At 58.5% G+C, this 18,805-nt stretch carries 22 protein-coding genes and 1 riboswitch; of the genes, 20 read left to right on the top strand and 2 right to left on the bottom strand.

Going from position 1 to position 18,805, the window contains the following annotated elements:
* Nucleotides 1–74: 74 nt before the first annotated feature.
* Nucleotides 75–253, bottom strand: a riboswitch (cobalamin riboswitch).
* 280 nt (nt 254–533) lie between these two features.
* Together pocR and pduF are read right to left on the bottom strand one after the other, a co-directional pair.
* Complete coding sequence (gene pocR / locus ABLV64_RS22960) at nt 534–1,445, bottom strand: regulatory protein PocR (RefSeq protein WP_004205486.1); 912 nt, start codon at nt 1,443–1,445, stop codon at nt 534–536.
* 188 nt (nt 1,446–1,633) lie between these two features.
* Nucleotides 1,634–2,434, bottom strand: a complete 801-nt coding sequence (pduF, locus tag ABLV64_RS22955; RefSeq protein WP_217324709.1) for a propanediol diffusion facilitator PduF — start codon at nt 2,432–2,434, stop codon at nt 1,634–1,636.
* A 525-nt stretch (nt 2,435–2,959) separates the two neighbouring features.
* Here pduF and pduA point away from each other — a divergent pair.
* Genes pduA through ABLV64_RS22855 form a run of 20 tightly spaced genes read left to right on the top strand, consistent with a single transcriptional unit; the run spans nt 2,960 to nt 18,772 of the window.
* Entirely contained in the window at nt 2,960–3,244 is a 285-nt protein-coding gene (gene pduA / locus ABLV64_RS22950; protein WP_001183618.1) for a propanediol utilization microcompartment protein PduA, read from the top strand.
* Nucleotides 3,241–4,053: a propanediol utilization microcompartment protein PduB gene (gene pduB, locus ABLV64_RS22945; protein ID WP_004205485.1), complete on the top strand. Its 813-nt coding sequence runs from the start codon at nt 3,241–3,243 to the stop codon at nt 4,051–4,053. The genes pduA and pduB overlap by 4 nt, the downstream gene beginning before the upstream one ends.
* 18 nt (nt 4,054–4,071) lie before the next feature.
* Nucleotides 4,072–5,736, top strand: coding sequence for a propanediol dehydratase large subunit PduC (gene pduC / locus ABLV64_RS22940; RefSeq protein WP_124989458.1), 1,665 nt, complete (start codon nt 4,072–4,074; stop codon nt 5,734–5,736).
* 10 nt (nt 5,737–5,746) lie between these two features.
* Nucleotides 5,747–6,421 (top strand): propanediol dehydratase medium subunit PduD, encoded by a 675-nt coding sequence (gene pduD, locus ABLV64_RS22935; RefSeq protein WP_348843145.1) that lies wholly within the window; start codon nt 5,747–5,749, stop codon nt 6,419–6,421.
* A 14-nt stretch (nt 6,422–6,435) separates the two neighbouring features.
* Nucleotides 6,436–6,957, top strand: a complete 522-nt coding sequence (gene pduE, locus ABLV64_RS22930; protein WP_004205482.1) for a propanediol dehydratase small subunit PduE — start codon at nt 6,436–6,438, stop codon at nt 6,955–6,957.
* Between the two features lie 15 nt (nt 6,958–6,972).
* Nucleotides 6,973–8,805 (top strand): propanediol dehydratase reactivase alpha subunit PduG, encoded by a 1,833-nt coding sequence (pduG, locus tag ABLV64_RS22925; RefSeq protein WP_217324707.1) that lies wholly within the window; start codon nt 6,973–6,975, stop codon nt 8,803–8,805.
* Nucleotides 8,795–9,145: a propanediol dehydratase reactivase beta subunit PduH gene (gene pduH, locus ABLV64_RS22920; RefSeq protein ID WP_023319057.1), complete on the top strand. Its 351-nt coding sequence runs from the start codon at nt 8,795–8,797 to the stop codon at nt 9,143–9,145. Before pduG ends, pduH begins: the two co-directional genes overlap by 11 nt.
* A 19-nt stretch (nt 9,146–9,164) precedes the next feature.
* Nucleotides 9,165–9,440, top strand: coding sequence for a propanediol utilization microcompartment protein PduJ (gene pduJ, locus ABLV64_RS22915; RefSeq protein WP_001057755.1), 276 nt, complete (start codon nt 9,165–9,167; stop codon nt 9,438–9,440).
* 3 nt (nt 9,441–9,443) lie between these two features.
* Nucleotides 9,444–9,926, top strand: a complete 483-nt coding sequence (locus tag ABLV64_RS22910) for a BMC domain-containing protein (protein ID WP_217324706.1) — start codon at nt 9,444–9,446, stop codon at nt 9,924–9,926.
* On the top strand, nt 9,926–10,558 hold the full coding sequence (locus tag ABLV64_RS22905; protein WP_217324705.1) for a phosphate propanoyltransferase: 633 nt from the start codon (nt 9,926–9,928) through the stop codon (nt 10,556–10,558). The genes ABLV64_RS22910 and ABLV64_RS22905 overlap by 1 nt, the downstream gene beginning before the upstream one ends.
* Nucleotides 10,555–11,046, top strand: coding sequence for a microcompartment protein PduM (gene pduM, locus ABLV64_RS22900; RefSeq protein WP_217324704.1), 492 nt, complete (start codon nt 10,555–10,557; stop codon nt 11,044–11,046). Before ABLV64_RS22905 ends, pduM begins: the two co-directional genes overlap by 4 nt.
* 3 nt (nt 11,047–11,049) lie before the next feature.
* Nucleotides 11,050–11,325 (top strand): propanediol utilization microcompartment protein PduN, encoded by a 276-nt coding sequence (pduN, locus tag ABLV64_RS22895; protein WP_000549823.1) that lies wholly within the window; start codon nt 11,050–11,052, stop codon nt 11,323–11,325.
* A 9-nt stretch (nt 11,326–11,334) separates the two neighbouring features.
* Nucleotides 11,335–12,345: a two-domain cob(I)yrinic acid a,c-diamide adenosyltransferase PduO gene (gene pduO, locus ABLV64_RS22890; RefSeq protein ID WP_217324703.1), complete on the top strand. Its 1,011-nt coding sequence runs from the start codon at nt 11,335–11,337 to the stop codon at nt 12,343–12,345.
* Nucleotides 12,342–13,733 carry a CoA-acylating propionaldehyde dehydrogenase PduP gene (gene pduP, locus ABLV64_RS22885; protein ID WP_016809893.1) on the top strand — a complete coding sequence of 464 codons (1,392 nt, stop codon included), beginning with the start codon at nt 12,342–12,344 and terminating at the stop codon, nt 13,731–13,733. Before pduO ends, pduP begins: the two co-directional genes overlap by 4 nt.
* A gap of 11 nt (nt 13,734–13,744) precedes the next feature.
* Nucleotides 13,745–14,857, top strand: coding sequence for a 1-propanol dehydrogenase PduQ (pduQ, locus tag ABLV64_RS22880; protein ID WP_217324702.1), 1,113 nt, complete (start codon nt 13,745–13,747; stop codon nt 14,855–14,857).
* Nucleotides 14,854–16,209, top strand: coding sequence for a cobalamin reductase PduS (gene pduS, locus ABLV64_RS22875; RefSeq protein ID WP_348843146.1), 1,356 nt, complete (start codon nt 14,854–14,856; stop codon nt 16,207–16,209). Before pduQ ends, pduS begins: the two co-directional genes overlap by 4 nt.
* Before the next feature lie 2 nt (nt 16,210–16,211).
* Entirely contained in the window at nt 16,212–16,766 is a 555-nt protein-coding gene (gene pduT, locus ABLV64_RS22870; protein WP_049115775.1) for a propanediol utilization microcompartment protein PduT, read from the top strand.
* Entirely contained in the window at nt 16,766–17,116 is a 351-nt protein-coding gene (gene pduU, locus ABLV64_RS22865; RefSeq protein ID WP_004205469.1) for a propanediol utilization microcompartment protein PduU, read from the top strand. The genes pduT and pduU overlap by 1 nt, the downstream gene beginning before the upstream one ends.
* 4 nt (nt 17,117–17,120) lie before the next feature.
* On the top strand, nt 17,121–17,603 hold the full coding sequence (gene pduV, locus ABLV64_RS22860) for a propanediol utilization protein PduV (protein ID WP_200927791.1): 483 nt from the start codon (nt 17,121–17,123) through the stop codon (nt 17,601–17,603).
* Nucleotides 17,558–18,772, top strand: coding sequence for an acetate/propionate family kinase (locus tag ABLV64_RS22855; protein ID WP_048326454.1), 1,215 nt, complete (start codon nt 17,558–17,560; stop codon nt 18,770–18,772). The genes pduV and ABLV64_RS22855 overlap by 46 nt, the downstream gene beginning before the upstream one ends.
* Nucleotides 18,773–18,805: the final 33 nt, after the last annotated feature.

Genomic DNA, 18,805 nt, shown 5'->3' with positions numbered 1-18,805 from the left:
GGTCAGAGTATAGCTGCGCGCATGCCTGGTCCTGCGACCACGCACCGCTAAGCCACCCACTTCCCACCGAAGTTGTTGGTCTGTTACCGGCAGGCAGGTCTTCTGGCTTAGCTTCGTTCTCGCCCGCCCTTCCCAATCTTACGATCAGTGGTTTTTACGGGGTCGTCAGCATCACAGCAGCGGGGGCTGCGGGGGATTGACACCCCCTTCCCTGACACCAAACTGGTGTCGAACCTGTCGGTTTTATTCGCCGATGCGCCCTGCATCGGCGGTTAATGTTTCAAGCTTACTTTTACCGCCTTATCCCCCGCCAGAATGACGCCTGCGGAGTGAAGCGGTTTTGAATAATCATCGGTCTCGTATTAACGGACACTCTATCCCATCACAAAAATAAAAACTGGTGTAGTTTATCCCTCGAATATCATTATTTTGTTGCGCTATGACAATTTATTGCTCTACTGTCGTTTTTTTCATTTTATAATGATGAAGATACTCCGGGATATCAAAAATCGGCAATAGCAAAATATTGTCATTTAAAATGACTCAGTTTGTGATCCGGCATTAATTTGCTGACGAAACGCCTGCGGCGTTACCTGATAGGTCTGGCGAAACACTTTACAAAAATAGCTGGTTTGCGAAAAACCTAAATTCCGCGCAATGCTGGCAATGCTCCAGTCGCTGTGGCAAAGCAGCTCTTTTGCGCTCGCCATCCGCTGCTGATTGACCCAGGCGTTAAAGCCGATCCCCTGATATTTTTTAAACAATTTGCTGAAGTAGTACGGGCTGAGATAGACGTGCGCCGCCACCTCCTCCAGACGCAGTTCATCAGAGAGATGCGCGTCGATATAGCGCAGCGCCTTCTTCATTTTGCCATCGTGCGGCGAGGCCGCCCGGCTGCTCTGCGCCGGGTCGTTCTGCGGCGGGTTATCCTTGATAACCACGAAGTTAAGCTGTTTTTTCAGGCAATTCTCGACGATCAGCTTGAGCAGATCCGCAGAGGCGATAACCCGCGAATAGTCCATCTCAGGCACATCGCGGAACGCCTGAACCAGCGCCGGATCGTCCTGCCAGCGGTCATCCACGTTAAGGATGTCCACCAGTTCGATATCGTTGCTCAGACGAACCTGGCCGCAGAGCACAAAGCCCACAAGGTGCCCGGCGATAACCAGCGGAATGGAAAAATCGGTTAACCCGGCGTGACAGCGGTAGATACAGAGCGCATCGGTTTTCGAGGCCTCGAGGCCGCCGCAGCGGTCGCTCATGCGACAGCGGGAGCTGTGCTGGGGGTGCTGGCGCATCAGCTGGCAGAAAGGGGTGAAGTTAAACAGTTCAGATATTTCATCACCGTGAATATTGACAACCACAACCGCCAGACTGGTGGCCTGCGCAAAATCCTGTGCGATTTTATTAATGAGTTCTGAGTTCAGTGTGCTCGCAGAAATCATGATAAAACCTCTCAGTTAATTTTTTGTTATAAATAAAACATTTCTTTAATATTCACTTCCTTTCATCATCATTTACCGCCAACGATAAAAGAATATTACGATAGCAAAAGTCTCCCATCCGTGGGAGACGTTTTTAGCCAGTTCGTGATACCGGTTCATGAAAATTTTTCGCTATTTCAGCGGATGCATTAATCCTCTAATTTACAGGTATTACACGGTAGATTATTACCAATCAGATAACGATAGATGGCCGCGCCGAGACAGGCGCCGATCAGCGGCGCAATAATCGGCACAATAAAGTACGGTATATCCCTTCCGCCGGTCATCGCGATATCGCCCCAACCCGCCATCCACGTAAACAGCTTCGGCCCAAAATCACGCGCCGGATTCATTGCAAAGCCGGTCAGCGGCCCGGTTGAAGCGCCAATGACCGCCACCAGCAGGCCGATCAGCAGCGGGGCCAGCGGCCCTTTCGGTACGCCGTTGCCGTCGTCGGTCAGCGCCATAATCATCCCCATCAGCATGGAGGTGATCACCACTTCAACCAGCGCCGCATGCCAGATGCTCAGCGATGCCGCCGGGTAGGTGCTGAAAATACTCGCCAGCTTCAGGCTCTCTACGCTGCCCCGCGCGATATGGTGGGCGGATTCAAACTCGGTAAACATCGTGCTGTACAGCACATAGGCCAGCACCGCGCCGCCAAAGGCGCCGGCAACCTGTGAAACGATATAGGGGAAAACTTTTCGTCCGGGAAAGCAGGCAAACAGCCATAACGCGACGGTCACCGCCGGGTTGAGATGGCCGCCGGAGATCCCCGAAGTCAGATACACGGCAAGCGAGATCCCCAGCCCCCAGATAATGCATATCTCCCACAGTCCGAGGCTGGCTCCCGCCACTTTTAACGCGCTCAGGCAGCCGATGCCGAAAAACAAAAATAGCCCGGTGCCCAAAAACTCGGCGGTACATTGCGCTTTTAACGAATCATTCATTATGACACCTTCTTAGCAGAGTTCGTGTCCTGACCAGCCAACATCCTGCTGGCAGTAGAGTACAGCGGGCACCACTATATAAACTCCCGTCCGCAAATTGTTGGCAACCTGCTGACGGCAGCCTCCGGAAAATTCGGGCATCAATAACAAATTATTGTCATTAAATAACGCAGAATTGCATTGCTCACGCGCGGCTTTCGCCATTATGCCACCACCATGGCATGCAAAAATATTGCTAAAACCAGCTCATCGTTTTCCAACAAACATCACAAATCAGTTTCTCGCGCATAGCAGATAAAATTGAAATTGTCATGAACAAATTTGTAAATATGGAATATAAAAAACAAGATAATCACATCAACACAAATAAAAATAACAATTAACATCAAACACTTAAATAAATAAAAGACAATTTTATATTATCCAATACCCACTATTTTTTCACCATCACATTGAAGTCAGCCATTCTTTTTCCTCGCATCTTCTTATAGTCCCCACTATCGGAACACTCCATGCGAGGTCTTTATGCAACAAGAAGCACTAGGAATGGTAGAAACCAAAGGCTTAACCGCAGCCATAGAGGCCGCTGATGCAATGGTTAAGTCAGCCAATGTGATGTTAGTGGGCTATGAAAAGATTGGCTCCGGGCTGGTCACCGTCATCGTGCGCGGCGACGTTGGCGCGGTGAAAGCGGCCACCGATGCCGGTGCCGCCGCCGCACGTAACGTGGGAGAAGTGAAAGCCGTACACGTCATCCCACGCCCTCACACCGATGTAGAAAAAATCTTACCGAAGGGAATTAGCCAATGAGCAGCAATGAGCTGGTTGAACAGATCATGGCTCAGGTGATTGCCCGTGTGGCAACGCCGGAACAGCAGGCCATCCCTACTGAAAACCATCCAATACGAGAGACAGCTATGGCAGAAAAAAGCTGCAGTTTAACGGAATTTGTCGGGACCGCCATTGGCGACACCCTGGGCCTGGTGATCGCCAACGTCGATACCGCCCTGCTGGACGCGATGAAGCTTGAAAAACGCTATCGCTCCATCGGCATTCTCGGCGCCCGCACCGGCGCAGGCCCGCACATTATGGCGGCGGACGAAGCGGTGAAAGCCACCAACACCGAAGTGGTCAGCATTGAGCTTCCACGCGATACCAAAGGCGGCGCGGGCCACGGTTCGCTGATTATTTTAGGCGGCAACGACGTTTCCGATGTTAAGCGCGGTATCGAAGTCGCCCTGAAAGAGCTCGATCGCACCTTTGGCGATGTTTACGGCAATGAAGCCGGACATATCGAGCTGCAGTACACCGCCCGCGCCAGCTACGCCCTGGAAAAAGCCTTCGGCGCGCCGATTGGCCGCGCCTGCGGCATTATCGTCGGCGCACCGGCCTCCGTTGGCGTGCTGATGGCCGATACCGCCCTGAAGTCAGCCAACGTAGAAGTCGTGGCGTATAGCTCTCCGGCGCACGGCACCAGCTTCAGTAACGAAGCCATCCTGGTGATTTCCGGCGACTCCGGCGCGGTCCGCCAGGCAGTCACCTCCGCGCGCGAAATCGGTAAAACCGTCCTTGCGACCCTCGGTGCTGAACCGAAAAACGATCGCCCCTCCTACATCTGATACCCGCGAGGCTGATTCATGAGATCGAAAAGATTTGAAGCACTGGCGAAACGCCCTGTGAATCAGGACGGCTTCGTTAAGGAGTGGATCGAAGAAGGCTTTATCGCGATGGAAAGCCCGAACGATCCGAAACCGTCGATAAAAATCGTTAACGGCGCGGTGACCGAGCTGGACGGGAAACCGGTGAGCGATTTTGACCTGATCGACCACTTTATCGCCCGCTACGGTATCAACCTGAATCGCGCCGAAGAAGTGATGGCGATGGATTCGGTCAAACTGGCCAATATGCTCTGCGATCCGAACGTTAAACGCAGCGACATCGTCCCGCTGACCACCGCGATGACGCCGGCAAAAATTGTCGAAGTGGTTTCGCATATGAACGTCGTTGAGATGATGATGGCGATGCAGAAAATGCGCGCCCGCCGCACCCCGTCCCAGCAGGCGCACGTCACCAACGTCAAAGATAACCCGGTACAGATTGCCGCCGACGCCGCCGAAGGCGCATGGCGCGGATTTGACGAACAGGAAACCACCGTTGCGGTAGCGCGCTATGCGCCATTCAACGCCATCGCCCTGCTGGTCGGTTCTCAGGTAGGCCGCCCGGGCGTACTGACTCAGTGCTCGCTGGAAGAAGCCACCGAGCTCAAGCTCGGCATGCTGGGCCACACCTGCTACGCCGAAACCATCTCCGTCTACGGTACCGAACCGGTCTTTACCGACGGCGACGACACCCCGTGGTCGAAGGGCTTCCTCGCCTCCTCCTACGCCTCTCGCGGCCTGAAAATGCGCTTCACCTCCGGCTCCGGCTCCGAAGTGCAGATGGGCTACGCCGAAGGTAAATCCATGCTTTATCTGGAAGCGCGCTGCATCTACATCACCAAAGCCGCCGGCGTTCAGGGGCTGCAAAACGGCTCGGTAAGCTGCATCGGCGTACCGTCTGCGGTGCCGTCAGGCATTCGCGCTGTGCTGGCGGAAAACCTGATCTGTTCGTCGCTGGATCTGGAGTGCGCCTCCAGTAACGACCAGACCTTCACCCACTCCGATATGCGTCGTACCGCGCGCCTGCTGATGCAGTTTCTGCCGGGGACCGACTTTATCTCCTCCGGTTATTCCGCGGTGCCGAACTACGACAACATGTTCGCCGGTTCCAACGAAGATGCCGAAGACTTTGACGACTACAACGTCATCCAGCGCGACCTGAAGGTGGACGGCGGTCTGCGTCCGGTTCGCGAAGAAGATGTTATCGCCATCCGTAATAAGGCTGCCCGCGCGCTGCAGGCCGTTTTTGCCGGAATGGGGCTGCCGCCGATTACCGATGAAGAAGTGGAAGCCGCGACCTACGCCCACGGTTCGAAAGATATGCCGGAGCGCAACATCGTCGAAGACATCAAGTTCGCCCAGGAAATCATCAATAAAAACCGCAACGGCCTGGAAGTAGTGAAAGCGCTGGCGCAGGGCGGGTTCACCGACGTGGCCCAGGACATGCTCAACATCCAGAAAGCCAAGCTGACCGGAGACTATCTGCATACCTCCGCAATTATCGTCGGCGATGGGCAGGTGCTGTCAGCCGTCAACGACGTTAACGATTATGCCGGTCCGGCAACGGGCTATCGCCTGCAGGGCGAACGCTGGGAAGAGATTAAAAACATCCCTGGCGCTCTTGATCCCAACGAGATTGATTAAGGGGTGAGAAATGGAAATTAATGAAAAATTGCTGCGCCTGATAATTGAAGAAGTGCTTAGCGAAATGAAGGGCAGCGATAAACCGGTCTCGTTTCATGCGCCGGCGGCCTCGACTGCGCCGCAGGCAACCGCGCCTGCTGCCGACGGCTTCCTGACGGAAGTCGGCGAAGCGCGTCAGGGCACGCAGCAGGACGAAGTGATTATCGCCGTCGGCCCGGCTTTCGGCCTGGTGCAGACCGTCAATATCGTCGGCATACCGCATAAGAGCATTTTGCGCGAAGTGATTGCCGGTATTGAAGAAGAAGGCATTAAGGCGCGCGTGATCCGCTGCTTTAAATCCTCGGATGTCGCCTTTGTGGCGGTGGAAGGCAACCGCCTGAGCGGCTCCGGCATCTCTATCGGCATCCAGTCAAAAGGCACCACCGTTATCCACCAGCAGGGCCTGCCGCCGCTCTCTAACCTGGAGCTGTTCCCCCAGGCGCCGCTGCTGACCCTGGAAACCTATCGTCAGATTGGTAAGAACGCCGCCCGCTATGCGAAACGCGAATCGCCGCAGCCGGTCCCGACGCTGAACGACCAGATGGCGCGGCCAAAATACCAGGCGAAATCGGCCATTTTGCACATTAAAGAGACCAAGTACGTGGTGACGGGCAAAAACCCGCAGGAACTGCGCGTGGCGCTTTGATAAAGGATAACTCCATGAATACCGACGCAATTGAATCGATGGTGCGCGACGTATTAAGCCGTATGAACAGCCTGCAGGGCGAGGCGCCAGCGGCGGCTCCGGCGGCTGGCGGCGCGCCCCGTAGCGCAAAGGTCAGCGACTACCCGCTGGCGAATAAGCACCCGGAATGGGTGAAAACCGCCACCAATAAAACGCTGGACGACTTTACGCTGGAAAACGTGCTGAGCAATAAAGTCACCGCTCAGGATATGCGTATTACCCCGGAAACGCTGCGCTTACAGGCTTCTATCGCCAGGGACGCGGGCCGCGACCGGCTGGCGATGAACTTCGAACGCGCCGCCGAACTGACCGCGGTACCGGACGATCGCATTCTTGAAATCTACAACGCCCTCCGCCCCTATCGCTCGACGAAAGAGGAGCTGCTGACGATCGCCGACGATCTCGAAAGCCGCTACCAGGCGAAGATCTGCGCCGCTTTCGTTCGCGAAGCGGCAACGCTGTACGTCGAGCGTAAAAAACTCAAGGGCGACGATTAATTACAGGGGCATGTGATGCGATATATAGCTGGCATTGATATCGGCAACTCATCGACGGAAGTCGCCCTGGCGACCCTGAATGAGGCTGGCGCGCTGACGATTACGCACAGCGCGCTGGCGGAAACCACCGGGATCAAAGGCACGTTGCGTAACGTGTTCGGCATTCAGGAGGCCCTCGCGCTGGTCGCAAAGCGCGCGGGGATCAGTGTCAGCGATATTTCGCTCATCCGCATTAACGAAGCGACGCCGGTGATTGGCGATGTGGCGATGGAAACCATTACCGAAACCATCATCACCGAATCAACCATGATCGGCCATAACCCGAAAACGCCCGGCGGCGCGGGGCTTGGCGTGGGCATCACCATTACGCCGCAGGAGCTGTTAACCCGCCCGGCGGACGCGCCCTATATCCTGGTGGTGTCGTCGGCGTTTGACTTTGCCGATATCGCCAGCGTGATTAACGCTTCCCTGCGCGCCGGATATCAGATTACCGGCGTCATTTTGCAACGTGACGATGGCGTGCTGGTCAGCAACCGGCTGGAAAAACCGCTGCCGATCGTTGACGAAGTGCTGTACATCGACCGCATTCCGCTGGGGATGCTGGCGGCAATTGAGGTCGCCGTCCCGGGGAAGGTCATCGAAACGCTCTCTAACCCCTACGGCATCGCCACCGTATTTAACCTCAACGCCGATGAGACGAAAAACATCGTGCCGATGGCTCGCGCGCTGATTGGCAACCGTTCCGCCGTGGTGGTCAAAACGCCATCCGGCGACGTCAAAGCGCGGGCGATACCCGCCGGTAACCTGGAGCTGCTGGCTCAGGGCCGAACCGTGCGCGTGGATGTCGCCGCCGGCGCCGAAGCCATCATGAAAGCGGTCGACGGCTGTCGCAAACTCGATAACGTCACCGGCGAGTCGGGGACCAATATCGGCGGCATGCTGGAACACGTGCGCCAGACCATGGCCGAGCTGACCAACAAGCCCAGCAGCGAGATTTTCATTCAGGATCTGCTGGCCGTTGACACCTCGGTTCCGGTGAGCGTCACCGGCGGTCTTGCCGGGGAGTTCTCGCTGGAGCAGGCCGTGGGCATCGCCTCCATGGTGAAATCTGACCGTTTGCAGATGGCGATGATTGCCCGCGAGATCGAGCAGAAGCTCAATATCGACGTACAGATCGGCGGCGCAGAGGCCGAAGCCGCCATTCTCGGCGCGCTGACCACCCCCGGCACCACGCGTCCGCTGGCGATCCTCGACCTCGGCGCAGGCTCCACCGATGCCTCCATCATCAACCCCAAAGGCGAAATCATCGCCACTCACCTCGCCGGAGCTGGCGATATGGTGACGATGATCATTGCCCGCGAGCTGGGGCTGGAGGATCGCTATCTGGCGGAAGAGATCAAGAAATACCCGCTGGCGAAGGTGGAAAGTCTGTTTCATTTACGCCACGAGGACGGCAGCGTGCAGTTCTTCTCCACGCCGCTGCCCCCCGCCGTATTCGCCCGCGTCTGCGTGGTGAAACCGGACGAACTGGTGCCGCTACCCGGCGACTTAGCGCTGGAAAAAGTGCGCCCCATTCGCCGCAGCGCCAAAGAGCGCGTCTTTGTCACCAACGCCCTGCGCGCGCTGCGCCAGGTCAGCCCGACCGGCAACATTCGTGATATTCCGTTCGTGGTGCTGGTCGGTGGCTCGTCGCTGGATTTCGAAGTTCCGCAGCTGGTCACCGATGCGCTAGCGCACTACCGGCTGGTGGCCGGGCGAGGAAATATTCGCGGCAGCGAAGGCCCAAGAAACGCGGTGGCCACCGGTCTGATTCTCTCCTGGCATAAGGAGTTTGCGCATGGACAGTAATCACACCGCCCCGGCCATCGTCATTACCGCCATCGACGGCTGCGACGGCTTGTGGCGCGAAGTGCTGCTGGGCATTGAAGAGGAAGGCATTCCTTTCATGCTCCAGCATCACCCGGCCGGGGATGTCGTGGACAGCGCCTGGCAGGCGGCGCGCAGCTCGCCGCTGCTGGTGGGCATCGCCTGCGATCGCCATACGCTGGTCGTGCACTACAAGAATTTACCCGCATCGGCGCCGCTTTTTACGCTGATGCATCATCAGGACAGTCAGGCCCATCGCAATACCGGTAATAACGCGGCACGGCTGGTCAAAGGGATCCCTTTCCGGGATCTGAATAGCTAAGCAACAGGAGAACTGCAGTATGAATAACGCACTGGGACTGGTTGAAACAAAAGGGTTAGTAGGCGCCATTGAAGCTGCCGACGCCATGGTGAAATCGGCCAACGTGCAGCTGGTCGGCTACGAAAAAATTGGCTCGGGTCTGGTGACCGTCATGGTTCGCGGCGATGTCGGCGCGGTCAAAGCGGCGGTGGATGCGGGCAGCGCGGCGGCAAGCGTGGTGGGTGAAGTGAAATCCTGCCACGTGATCCCGCGTCCGCACAGCGACGTTGAGGCCATTTTACCGAAATCAGCCTGATTGATGGCGAATAAGGAGCACCGCGTGAAGCAATCACTGGGATTACTTGAAGTTTGTGGTCTGGCACTGGCTATTAGCTGCGCCGATATCATGGCGAAATCCGCTTCTATCACGCTGGTCGCCCTCGAAAAGACCAATGGTTCAGGCTGGATGGTCATTAAAATTACCGGTGATGTGGCCTCAGTACAGGCGGCTATCACCACCGGTGCACAGTTTGCCGAACAGCGAAACGGTCTGGTGGCTCATAAAGTCATCGCCAGACCCGGAGAAGGGATCCTGCCAGCAGAGACCCCTCCCCCCTCCGTCATAAAATCTGAGCCTGAAGAGTCAGAGACGGCTAATGTCGTTTCTGAAGCGCCAGCAGAAGAGCCCCTCCAGCAACAAGGCGTGGTGAGCTGCAACCTGTGCCTGGATCCAAAATGTCCACGCCAGAAGGGCGAGCCGCGCACCCTTTGCATTCATCCCGGCAAGCGAGGTGAAGCGTAATGGATAAACAGCTTCTCGAATCAACGGTCAGTAAAGTCCTCGACGAGATGCGTCTGCGGCCCATTCCGCTGGGGGTTTCAAATCGTCATATCCACCTGTCGGCGTCGGATTATGAACGCCTGTTTCCCGGTCATCCCATCAGCGAGAAAAAAGCGCTGCTGCAGCCGGGACAGTACGCTGCGGAGCAAACCGTCACCCTGGTAGGGCCGACGGGGCAGCTTAAAAATGTGCGCCTGCTCGGCCCGCTGCGCTCGGTAAGTCAGGTGGAAATCTCGCGTACCGATGCCAGAACCCTGGGGGTGGCGGCGCCGCTGAGAATGTCCGGCGATCTGAAGGGGACGCCGGGCATCCGTCTGGTCAGCCCTTTTGGCGAGCTAGAACTCTCGACAGGGGTTATCGTCGCACAGCGGCATATCCATATGTCGCCGCTCGATGCGCTGATCCTGCGGGTCTCGCACGGCGACAGGGTCTCCGTGGCCATTGAAGGCGACGAGCGCGGGCTGATTTTCGACAACGTGGCGATTCGCGTGTCACCGGACATGCGCCTCGAAATGCACATTGATACCGATGAAGCCAACGCCGCCGGCGCTGATAACCCGCAGGCCTTTGCCCGGCTGGTAGGCCCGCGATGAACGGCGCAGTTTTGCAGCGCATTGTGGAGGAAATCGTCTCCAGGCTGCAGCGTCGCGCCCATAGCACGGCGACGCTGAGCGTTGCGCAGCTCCGTGATGCCGACTGTCCAGCGCTGTTCTGTCAGCACGCCTCGCTGCGCATCCTGCTCGTTGACCTGCCGCTGCTGGCTCAGCTTGCGGAGGCGGAAACCGACGATCCTGCGGCCCGGAAAATTCACGACGCGCTGGCTTTCGGCATCCGCGTGCAGCTCACCCTGCACAGCCAGCTGCTGCCGGTTATCCCGGTCAAAAAACTGGCGCGCCTGCCGACGATCTTCACCGACGAGCGCGGACTGCCGCTGATCCTGCACGCAGGATCGGTGCTGAGCTATCGCGACGTCGCGCAGCTGGGCCAGGGTCGCCTGGTTATCCACCGCAAATGCATCGTGACCGCGCTGGCGCGCGAAGCGGCACAGGCGCGGCATATTCAATTAATTAAGCAGGAGTAAATCATGCATCTGGCACGAGTCACGGGCGCGGTTGTCTCCACGCAAAAATCGCCTTCCCTGATCGGCAAAAAGCTGCTGCTGGTGCGGCGGGTCAGCGCCGATGGCGAGCTTCCCGCCTCGCCGACCTCCGGCGATGAAGTCGCCGTGGATTCCGTCGGCGCGGGGATCGGCGAGCTGGTTCTGCTCAGCGGCGGCTCCAGCGCCAGGCACGTTTTTTCCGGGCCAAACGAGGCCATCGACCTCGCCGTTGTCGGCATTGTCGATACGCTTTCACGTTAAGGAGCGAATATGGCGATTTATACCCGAACGGGCGACGCTGGCACCACCTCACTCTTTACCGGCCAGCGGGTGAGTAAAACCCACCCGCGGGTTGAAGCCTACGGCACGCTGGATGAGCTGAACGCCGCGCTGAGCCTGTGCGCCTGCGCCGCCGCGGATGAAAATCACCGCGCCTTACTTGAGGCCATCCAGCAGCAGCTTTTTTGGTTTAGCGCAGAACTGGCCAGCGACAGCGAACGGCCGTCACCGAAACAGCGCTACATCAGCAGCGAAGAGATTTCCGCTCTGGAAGCCGCCATCGATCGGGCCATGGCCCGCGTCGAACCGCTGCACAGTTTTATTTTACCCGGCCGCTGCGAAGCCGCGAGCCGCCTGCATTTTGCCCGCACGCTGGCCCGCCGGGCCGAACGGCGACTGGTTGAGCTGGCGGCGGAAGTCAACGTGCGCCAGGTGCTGATGCGCTACATCAATCGCTTGTCAGACTGCCTGTACGCCCTGGCGCGCGCGGAAGATAGCGATGCGCACCAGAACAACATCATTCGTGAAGTGAGCCGGCGCTATCTGGCCGCCACTCTACCGAGCCGCAGCAAGGAGAAGACGCCCCTGGACCTTTCATTCCACGATCTGCACCAGCTCACTCGCGCGGCGGTTGAGCGCGCGCAGCTGCTGCAGGTGCCGGTAGTTATCAGCATCGTTGATGCGCACGGTACGGAAACCGTGACCTGGCGGATGCCGGACGCCCTGCTGGTCAGCAGCGAACTGGCGCCGAAAAAGGCCTGGACCGCGGTGGCGATGAAAACGGCGACCCATGAGCTGAGCGATGTCGTTCAGCCGGGCGCGGCGCTTTACGGTCTGGAAAGTCATTTACAGGGAAAAGTGGTTACCTTTGGCGGCGGTTACGCCCTGTGGCGCGACGGCTCATTAATTGGGGGTCTTGGCATCAGCGGCGGCAGCGTTGAACAGGACATGGATATAGCACAGACCGCCATCGCGGCCATTAACGTGGGAACTCATCAATGAATACTTCTGAACTCGAAACGCTTATTCGCACCATTCTTAGCGAACAGTTAACCCCAGCCCAAACGCCAAACCCGGCGCAGGGCAAAGGGATTTTTCAGTCCGTGAGCGAGGCCATTGATGCCGCGCATCAGGCGTTCTTACGTTATCAGCAGTGCCCGCTAAAAACCCGCAGCGCCATCATTAGCGCAATGCGTCAGGAGCTGACGCCGCATCTGGCCGCCCTGGCGGAAGAGAGCGCCAATGAAACGGGGATGGGCAACAAAGAAGATAAATTTTTGAAAAACAAAGCTGCGCTGGACAACACGCCGGGCGTGGAAGATCTCACCACCACGGCACTGACCGGCGACGGCGGCATGGTGCTGTTTGAGTATTCGCCATTTGGCGTTATCGGGTCGGTCGCACCGAGCACCAACCCGACGGAAACCATCATTAATAACAGCATCAGCATGCTGGCGGCGGGCAATAGCGTCTACTTCAGCCCGCATCCGGGAGCAAAAAAGGTCTCACTGAAGCTGATTAGCATGATTGAAGAGATTGTTTTCCGCTGCTGCGGCATCCGCAATCTGGTGGTTACCGTAGCAGAACCCACTTTCGAAGCCACCCAGCAGATGATGGCCCATCCGCGCATTGCGGTTCTGGCCATTACCGGCGGCCCGGGTATTGTGGCGATGGGCATGAAGAGCGGTAAGAAAGTCATTGGCGCTGGCGCGGGTAACCCGCCCTGCATCGTTGATGAAACGGCGGATCTGGTTAAAGCGGCGGAAGATATCATCAACGGCGCCTCGTTCGATTACAACCTGCCCTGCATTGCCGAGAAGAGCCTGATTGTGGTGGAGAGCGTCGCCGAACGTCTGGTGCAGCAAATGCAAACCTTCGGCGCGCTGCTGCTGAGCCCTGCCGACACTGACAAACTCCGGGCCGCCTGCCTGCCTGAAGGCCAGGCGAATAAAAAACTGGTCGGCAAAAGCCCATCAGCCATGCTGGAAGCGGCCGGCATCGCCGTTCCGGCGAAAGCGCCGCGTCTGCTGATAGCGCTGGTTAACGCCGACGATCCGTGGGTCACCAGCGAGCAGCTGATGCCGATGCTGCCGATAGTGAAAGTTAGCGATTTCGATAGCGCGCTGGCCCTGGCGCTGAAGGTTGAAGAGGGACTGCATCATACCGCCATTATGCACTCGCAGAACGTGTCGCGCCTGAACCTCGCGGCCCGCACCCTGCAAACCTCGATATTCGTCAAGAACGGCCCCTCTTATGCCGGGATCGGCGTCGGCGGCGAAGGCTTTACCACCTTTACTATCGCCACGCCGACCGGTGAAGGGACAACCTCGGCGCGCACGTTTGCCCGCTCCCGTCGCTGCGTGCTGACCAACGGCTTTTCCATTCGCTAACCGAGGTCGCGATGAAGACTTTCTCACTACAAACGCGGTTGTACAGCGGTCAGGGCAGTCTGGCGGTGCTCAAGCGCTTTACCAACAAGCACATCTGGATTATCTGCGATGGCTTTCTTGCGCGCTCGCCGCTGCTGGAAACCCTGCGTCAGGCGTTGCCCGCAGATAACCGCATTAGCGTCTTTAGCGAGATAACCCCGGACCCCACTATCCACACCGTGGTGCAGGGGATTGCGCAAATGCAGGCCCTGCGTCCGCAGGTGGTCATCGGCTTCGGCGGCGGTTCGGCAATGGACGCGGCGAAAGCTATCGTCTGGTTCAGCCAGCAGAGCGGCATCAACATCGAAACCTGCGTGGCCATACCAACCACCAGCGGCACCGGCTCGGAAGTGACCAGCGCCTGCGTGATTAGCGACCCGGATAAAGGCATTAAGTACCCGCTGTTCAACAATGCGCTGTATCCGGATATGGCGATCCTGGACCCGGAGCTGGTGGTCAGCGTGCCGCCGCAGATTACGGCCAACACCGGCATGGACGTGCTGACCCACGCGCTGGAGGCGTGGGTCTCTCCGCACGCCAGCGACTTTACCGACGCGCTGGCGGAAAAAGCCGCCAAACTGGTGTTCCAGTATCTGCCCACCGCGGTGGAAAAAGGCGACTGCGTGGCGACGCGCGGGAAAATGCACAATGCCTCAACCCTCGCCGGGATGGCGTTCAGCCAGGCGGGGCTGGGGCTTAACCATGCTATCGCCCACCAGCTTGGCGGGCAGTTTCATCTCCCGCACGGACTGGCCAACGCGCTGCTGTTGACCGCGGTTATCCGCTTTAACGCCGGTCATCCGCGCGCCGGAAAACGCTACGCGCGGCTGGCCAAAGCCTGCGGCTTTTGTCCGGCAGACGCCAGCGATAGTACGGCGATCAATGCGCTGATCCAGCAAATCGAACGGCTCAAGCAGCGCTGTGCGCTGCCGTCACTGGCGGTCGCGCTGAAAGAGGGACGTGCCGAGTACTCAGCGCGCATTCCGGCCATGGTGCAGGCCGCACTGGCTGACGTGACCTTGCGCACGAATCCTCGCCCGGCCAGCGCCGGGGAAATTCAGGAACTGCTGGAGGAACTGCTATGAGTACCGCCGTCAACGCTGTTGAAATGGCCAGAAGCGCCGAGGAGATCCGCGAGCGCGTGCGCGCTGCGGGCGTAGTCGGCGCGGGCGGCGCGGGGTTTCCCGCCCACGTTAAGCTACAGGCGCAGGTGGAGATCTTTCTGGTTAACGCCGCCGAGTGCGAACCGATGCTCAAGGTCGACCAGCAGCTAATGTGGCAGCAGGCTGCACGTCTGGTCCGCGGCGTGCAGTACGCGATGACGGCAACCGGCGCGCGCGAAGGGGTCATTGCCCTGAAAGAAAAATACCGCCGGGCTATCGACGCCCTTACCCCGCTGCTGCCTGCCGGTATCCGCCTGCATATTCTGCCGGATGTCTATCCTGCGGGCGATGAGGTGCTGACCATCTGGATGGCTACCGGTCGCCGGGTCGCGCCCGCCGCGCTGCCTGCCAGCGTCGGCGTGGTGGTCAATAACGTACAAACGGTACTGAATATTGCCCGGGCGGTTGAACAGCAGTTTCCGGTCACTCGCCGTACGCTGACCGTAAACGGCGCGGTCGCGAAGCCACTCACCATCACCGTCCCTATTGGCATGCCGCTGCGCGAAGTACTGGCGCTGGCGGGCGGCGCGACGGTCGACGACCCCGGTTTTATTAACGGTGGCCCGATGATGGGCGGCCTGATGACTGCTCTCGATAGCCCGGTAACCAAAACTACCGGCGGCCTGCTGGTGCTGCCCAAAAGCCATCCGCTTATCCAGCGGAGAATGCAGGACGAACGCACGGTGCTTTCCGTGGCCCGTACCGTCTGCGAACAGTGTCGCCTGTGTACCGATCTCTGCCCACGGCATCTGATCGGCCACGAACTCTCCCCGCACCTGCTGGTGCGGGCGGTGAACTTTCATCAGGCCGCCACGCCCCAGCTGCTGCTGAGCGCGCTCACCTGTTCGGAATGCAACGTCTGCGAAAGCGTGGCCTGTCCGGTGGGGATCTCGCCGATGCGCATCAACCGCATGCTGAAACGCGAGCTGCGCGCGCAAAACCAGCGCTATGAAGGACCGCTCTATCCGGCCGACGAAATGGCGAAATATCGCCTCATGCCGGTGAAGCGACTGATCGCCAAACTGGGGCTGAGCCCCTGGTATCAGGAGGCGCCGCTGGTGGAAGACGAACCGGCAGTAGAATCAGTGACTTTACAGTTGCGCCAGCATATCGGCGCCAGCGCGGTAGCGAACGTTGCAGTGGGAGAACGCGTTACCCGCGGGCAATGCGTTGCCGATATCCCGGCAGGCGCGTTAGGCGCGCCGGTTCACGCCAGCATCGACGGCGTGGTTGCGGCCATCAGCGAACAGGCCATCACGGTGGTAAGAGGTTAACCATGTCTCAGGCTATAGGAATTTTAGAACTCACCAGCATTGCCAAAGGGATGGAACTCGGCGATGCGATGCTGAAAAGCGCCAACGTTAATCTGCTGGTCAGCAAGACCATCTGTCCGGGGAAGTTTTTACTGATGCTTGGCGGCGATATCGGCGCTGTCCAACAGGCCATTGAAACCGGTACGTCGCAGGCCGGTGAGATGCTCGTCGACAGCCTGGTGCTGGCGAATATTCATCCCAGCGTACTTCCGGCCATCAGCGGCCTGAATAACGTCGATAAGCGTCAGGCGATAGGTATCGTCGAAACCTGGAGCGTGGCGGCCTGCATCAGCGCCGCGGACCGGGCGGTGAAAGGCTCCAACGTCACCCTGGTACGGGTGCATATGGCCTTCGGCATCGGCGGTAAATGCTACATGGTGGTGGCGGGCGACGTTTCCGACGTCAACAACGCGGTTACGGTAGCCAGCGAAAGCGCGGGTGAAAAAGGGCTGCTGGTTTACCGCTCGGTGATCCCGCGCCCGCATGAAGCGATGTGGCGACAGATGGTGGAGGGATGATGGAAAGGCAGCCAACAACGGATCGCATGATTCAGGAATATGTTCCCGGAAAACAGGTGACCCTCGCGCACCTGATTGCCAATCCAGGGAAAGATCTCTTTAAGAAGCTGGGCCTGCAGGATGCGGTATCCGCCATTGGCATCCTCACCATTACGCCCAGCGAGGCGTCGATTATCGCCTGCGATATCGCCACCAAATCCGGCGCGGTAGAGATTGGTTTTCTTGACCGCTTTACCGGCGCCGTGGTGCTGACCGGCGACGTTTCCGCCGTCGAGTATGCCCTCAAGCAGGTGACGCGCACGCTGGGTGAAATGATGCAGTTTACAACCTGCACTATCACCCGGACGTAACGCGATGAAACGTCTGATGCTTATCGGTCCCAGCCAGTGCGGGAAAACCTCGCTTACCCAGGGTCTGCGCGGCGAAGCGCTCCATTACAAGAAAACTCAGGCGATTGAATGGTCGCCGATGGCCATCGACACGCCGGGCGAATATCTGGAGAACCGCTGCCTTTATAGCGCCCTGCTGACCAGCGCCTGCGAGGCCGACGTTATCGCGCTGGTGCTGAATGCCGACGCCCAGTGGTCGCCGTTTTCTCCGGGTTTTACCGTCCCGATGAACCGTCCGACGATTGGCCTGGTCACCAAAGCTGACCTCGCCGACCCGCAGCGGATATCGCTGATCGGCGAGTGGCTCAGGCAGGCTGGTGCCCGGCAAATTTTTATCACCAGCGCGCTGAATAACCTGGGTCTTGATGCCGTGCTGAATTTTCTGAATTCGAAGGAACCTTTATGTCTTACAAAATCATGGCCATTAACGCCGGCAGTTCATCGTTAAAATTCCAGCTGCTGGAGATGCCGCAGGGCGACATGCTCTGCCAGGGATTAATCGAACGTATCGGCATGGCAAACGCCCAGGTGACTCTCAAAACGCCGGAGCAGAAATGGCAGGAGACGGCGCCGATCGCCGATCACCGTGAAGCCGTCACCCTGCTGCTTGAAAAGCTCCTCAACCATCGGATTATCCAGAGCTTGCAGGATATCGATGGCGTCGGCCACCGCGTGGCGCACGGCGGGGAGCGCTTTAAGGATTCGACGCCGGTGACCGATGACACCTTAGCGGAAATCGAGCGCCTGGCAGAGCTGGCCCCGCTGCATAACCCGGTAAATGCCTTAGGCATCAAAGTGTTCCGCCAGCTGCTGCCCGACGCGCCGTCGGTGGCGGTGTTTGATACCGCTTTTCACCAGACGCTGGATGAGCGCGCGTTTATCTATCCGCTGCCGTGGCGCTACTACAGCGAGCTGGGCATTCGCCGTTACGGCTTCCACGGCACCAGCCATAAGTACGTCAGCGCGACGCTGGCGGAAAAGCTGGGCGTACCATTGAGCGCTCTGCGCGTAGTGTGCTGCCATCTCGGCAACGGCAGCAGCGTTTGCGCAATCAAAGGCGGGCGTTCGGTTAACACTTCAATGGGCTTTACGCCGCAGTCTGGGGTGATGATGGGCACCCGCAGCGGCGATATCGATCCGTCGATTCTACCGTGGCTGGCGCTGCATGAGGGTAAAACGCCGGAGCAGCTGAATCAGCTGCTGAATAACGAGTCCGGCCTGTTGGGCGTTTCCGGCGTCTCGCACGATTATCGCGATGTCGAGCAGGCGGCGGACAGCGGTAATCGTCAGGCAGCCCTGGCGCTCTCGCTGTTTGCTGAGCGCATTCGCGCCACTATCGGCAGCTATATTATGCAGATGGGCGGCCTCGACGCGCTGATCTTTACCGGCGGCATCGGCGAAAACTCCGCCCGAGCCAGGAGCGCCATCTGCCATAACCTGAATTTCCTCGGGCTCTCGGTCGATGAAGAGAAAAACCAGCACAACGCCACCTTTATTCAGGCCGAAAATGCGATGGTCAAAGTGGCGGTGATCAATACCAATGAAGAGCTGATGATCGCCCGCGATGTGATGCGCCTGGCGCTGCCGCAGGCGCGCGAGCTGGCGGTACCAGCCTAAACGACGCCTCTCCCCTTTGCGGAGAATCATGGT

The organism is Klebsiella sp. JB_Kp031 (genome assembly GCF_040064295.1).
Lineage (GTDB): Bacteria > Pseudomonadota > Gammaproteobacteria > Enterobacterales > Enterobacteriaceae > Klebsiella > Klebsiella quasipneumoniae.
This window is presented reverse-complemented; position numbering and strand designations above follow the sequence as displayed.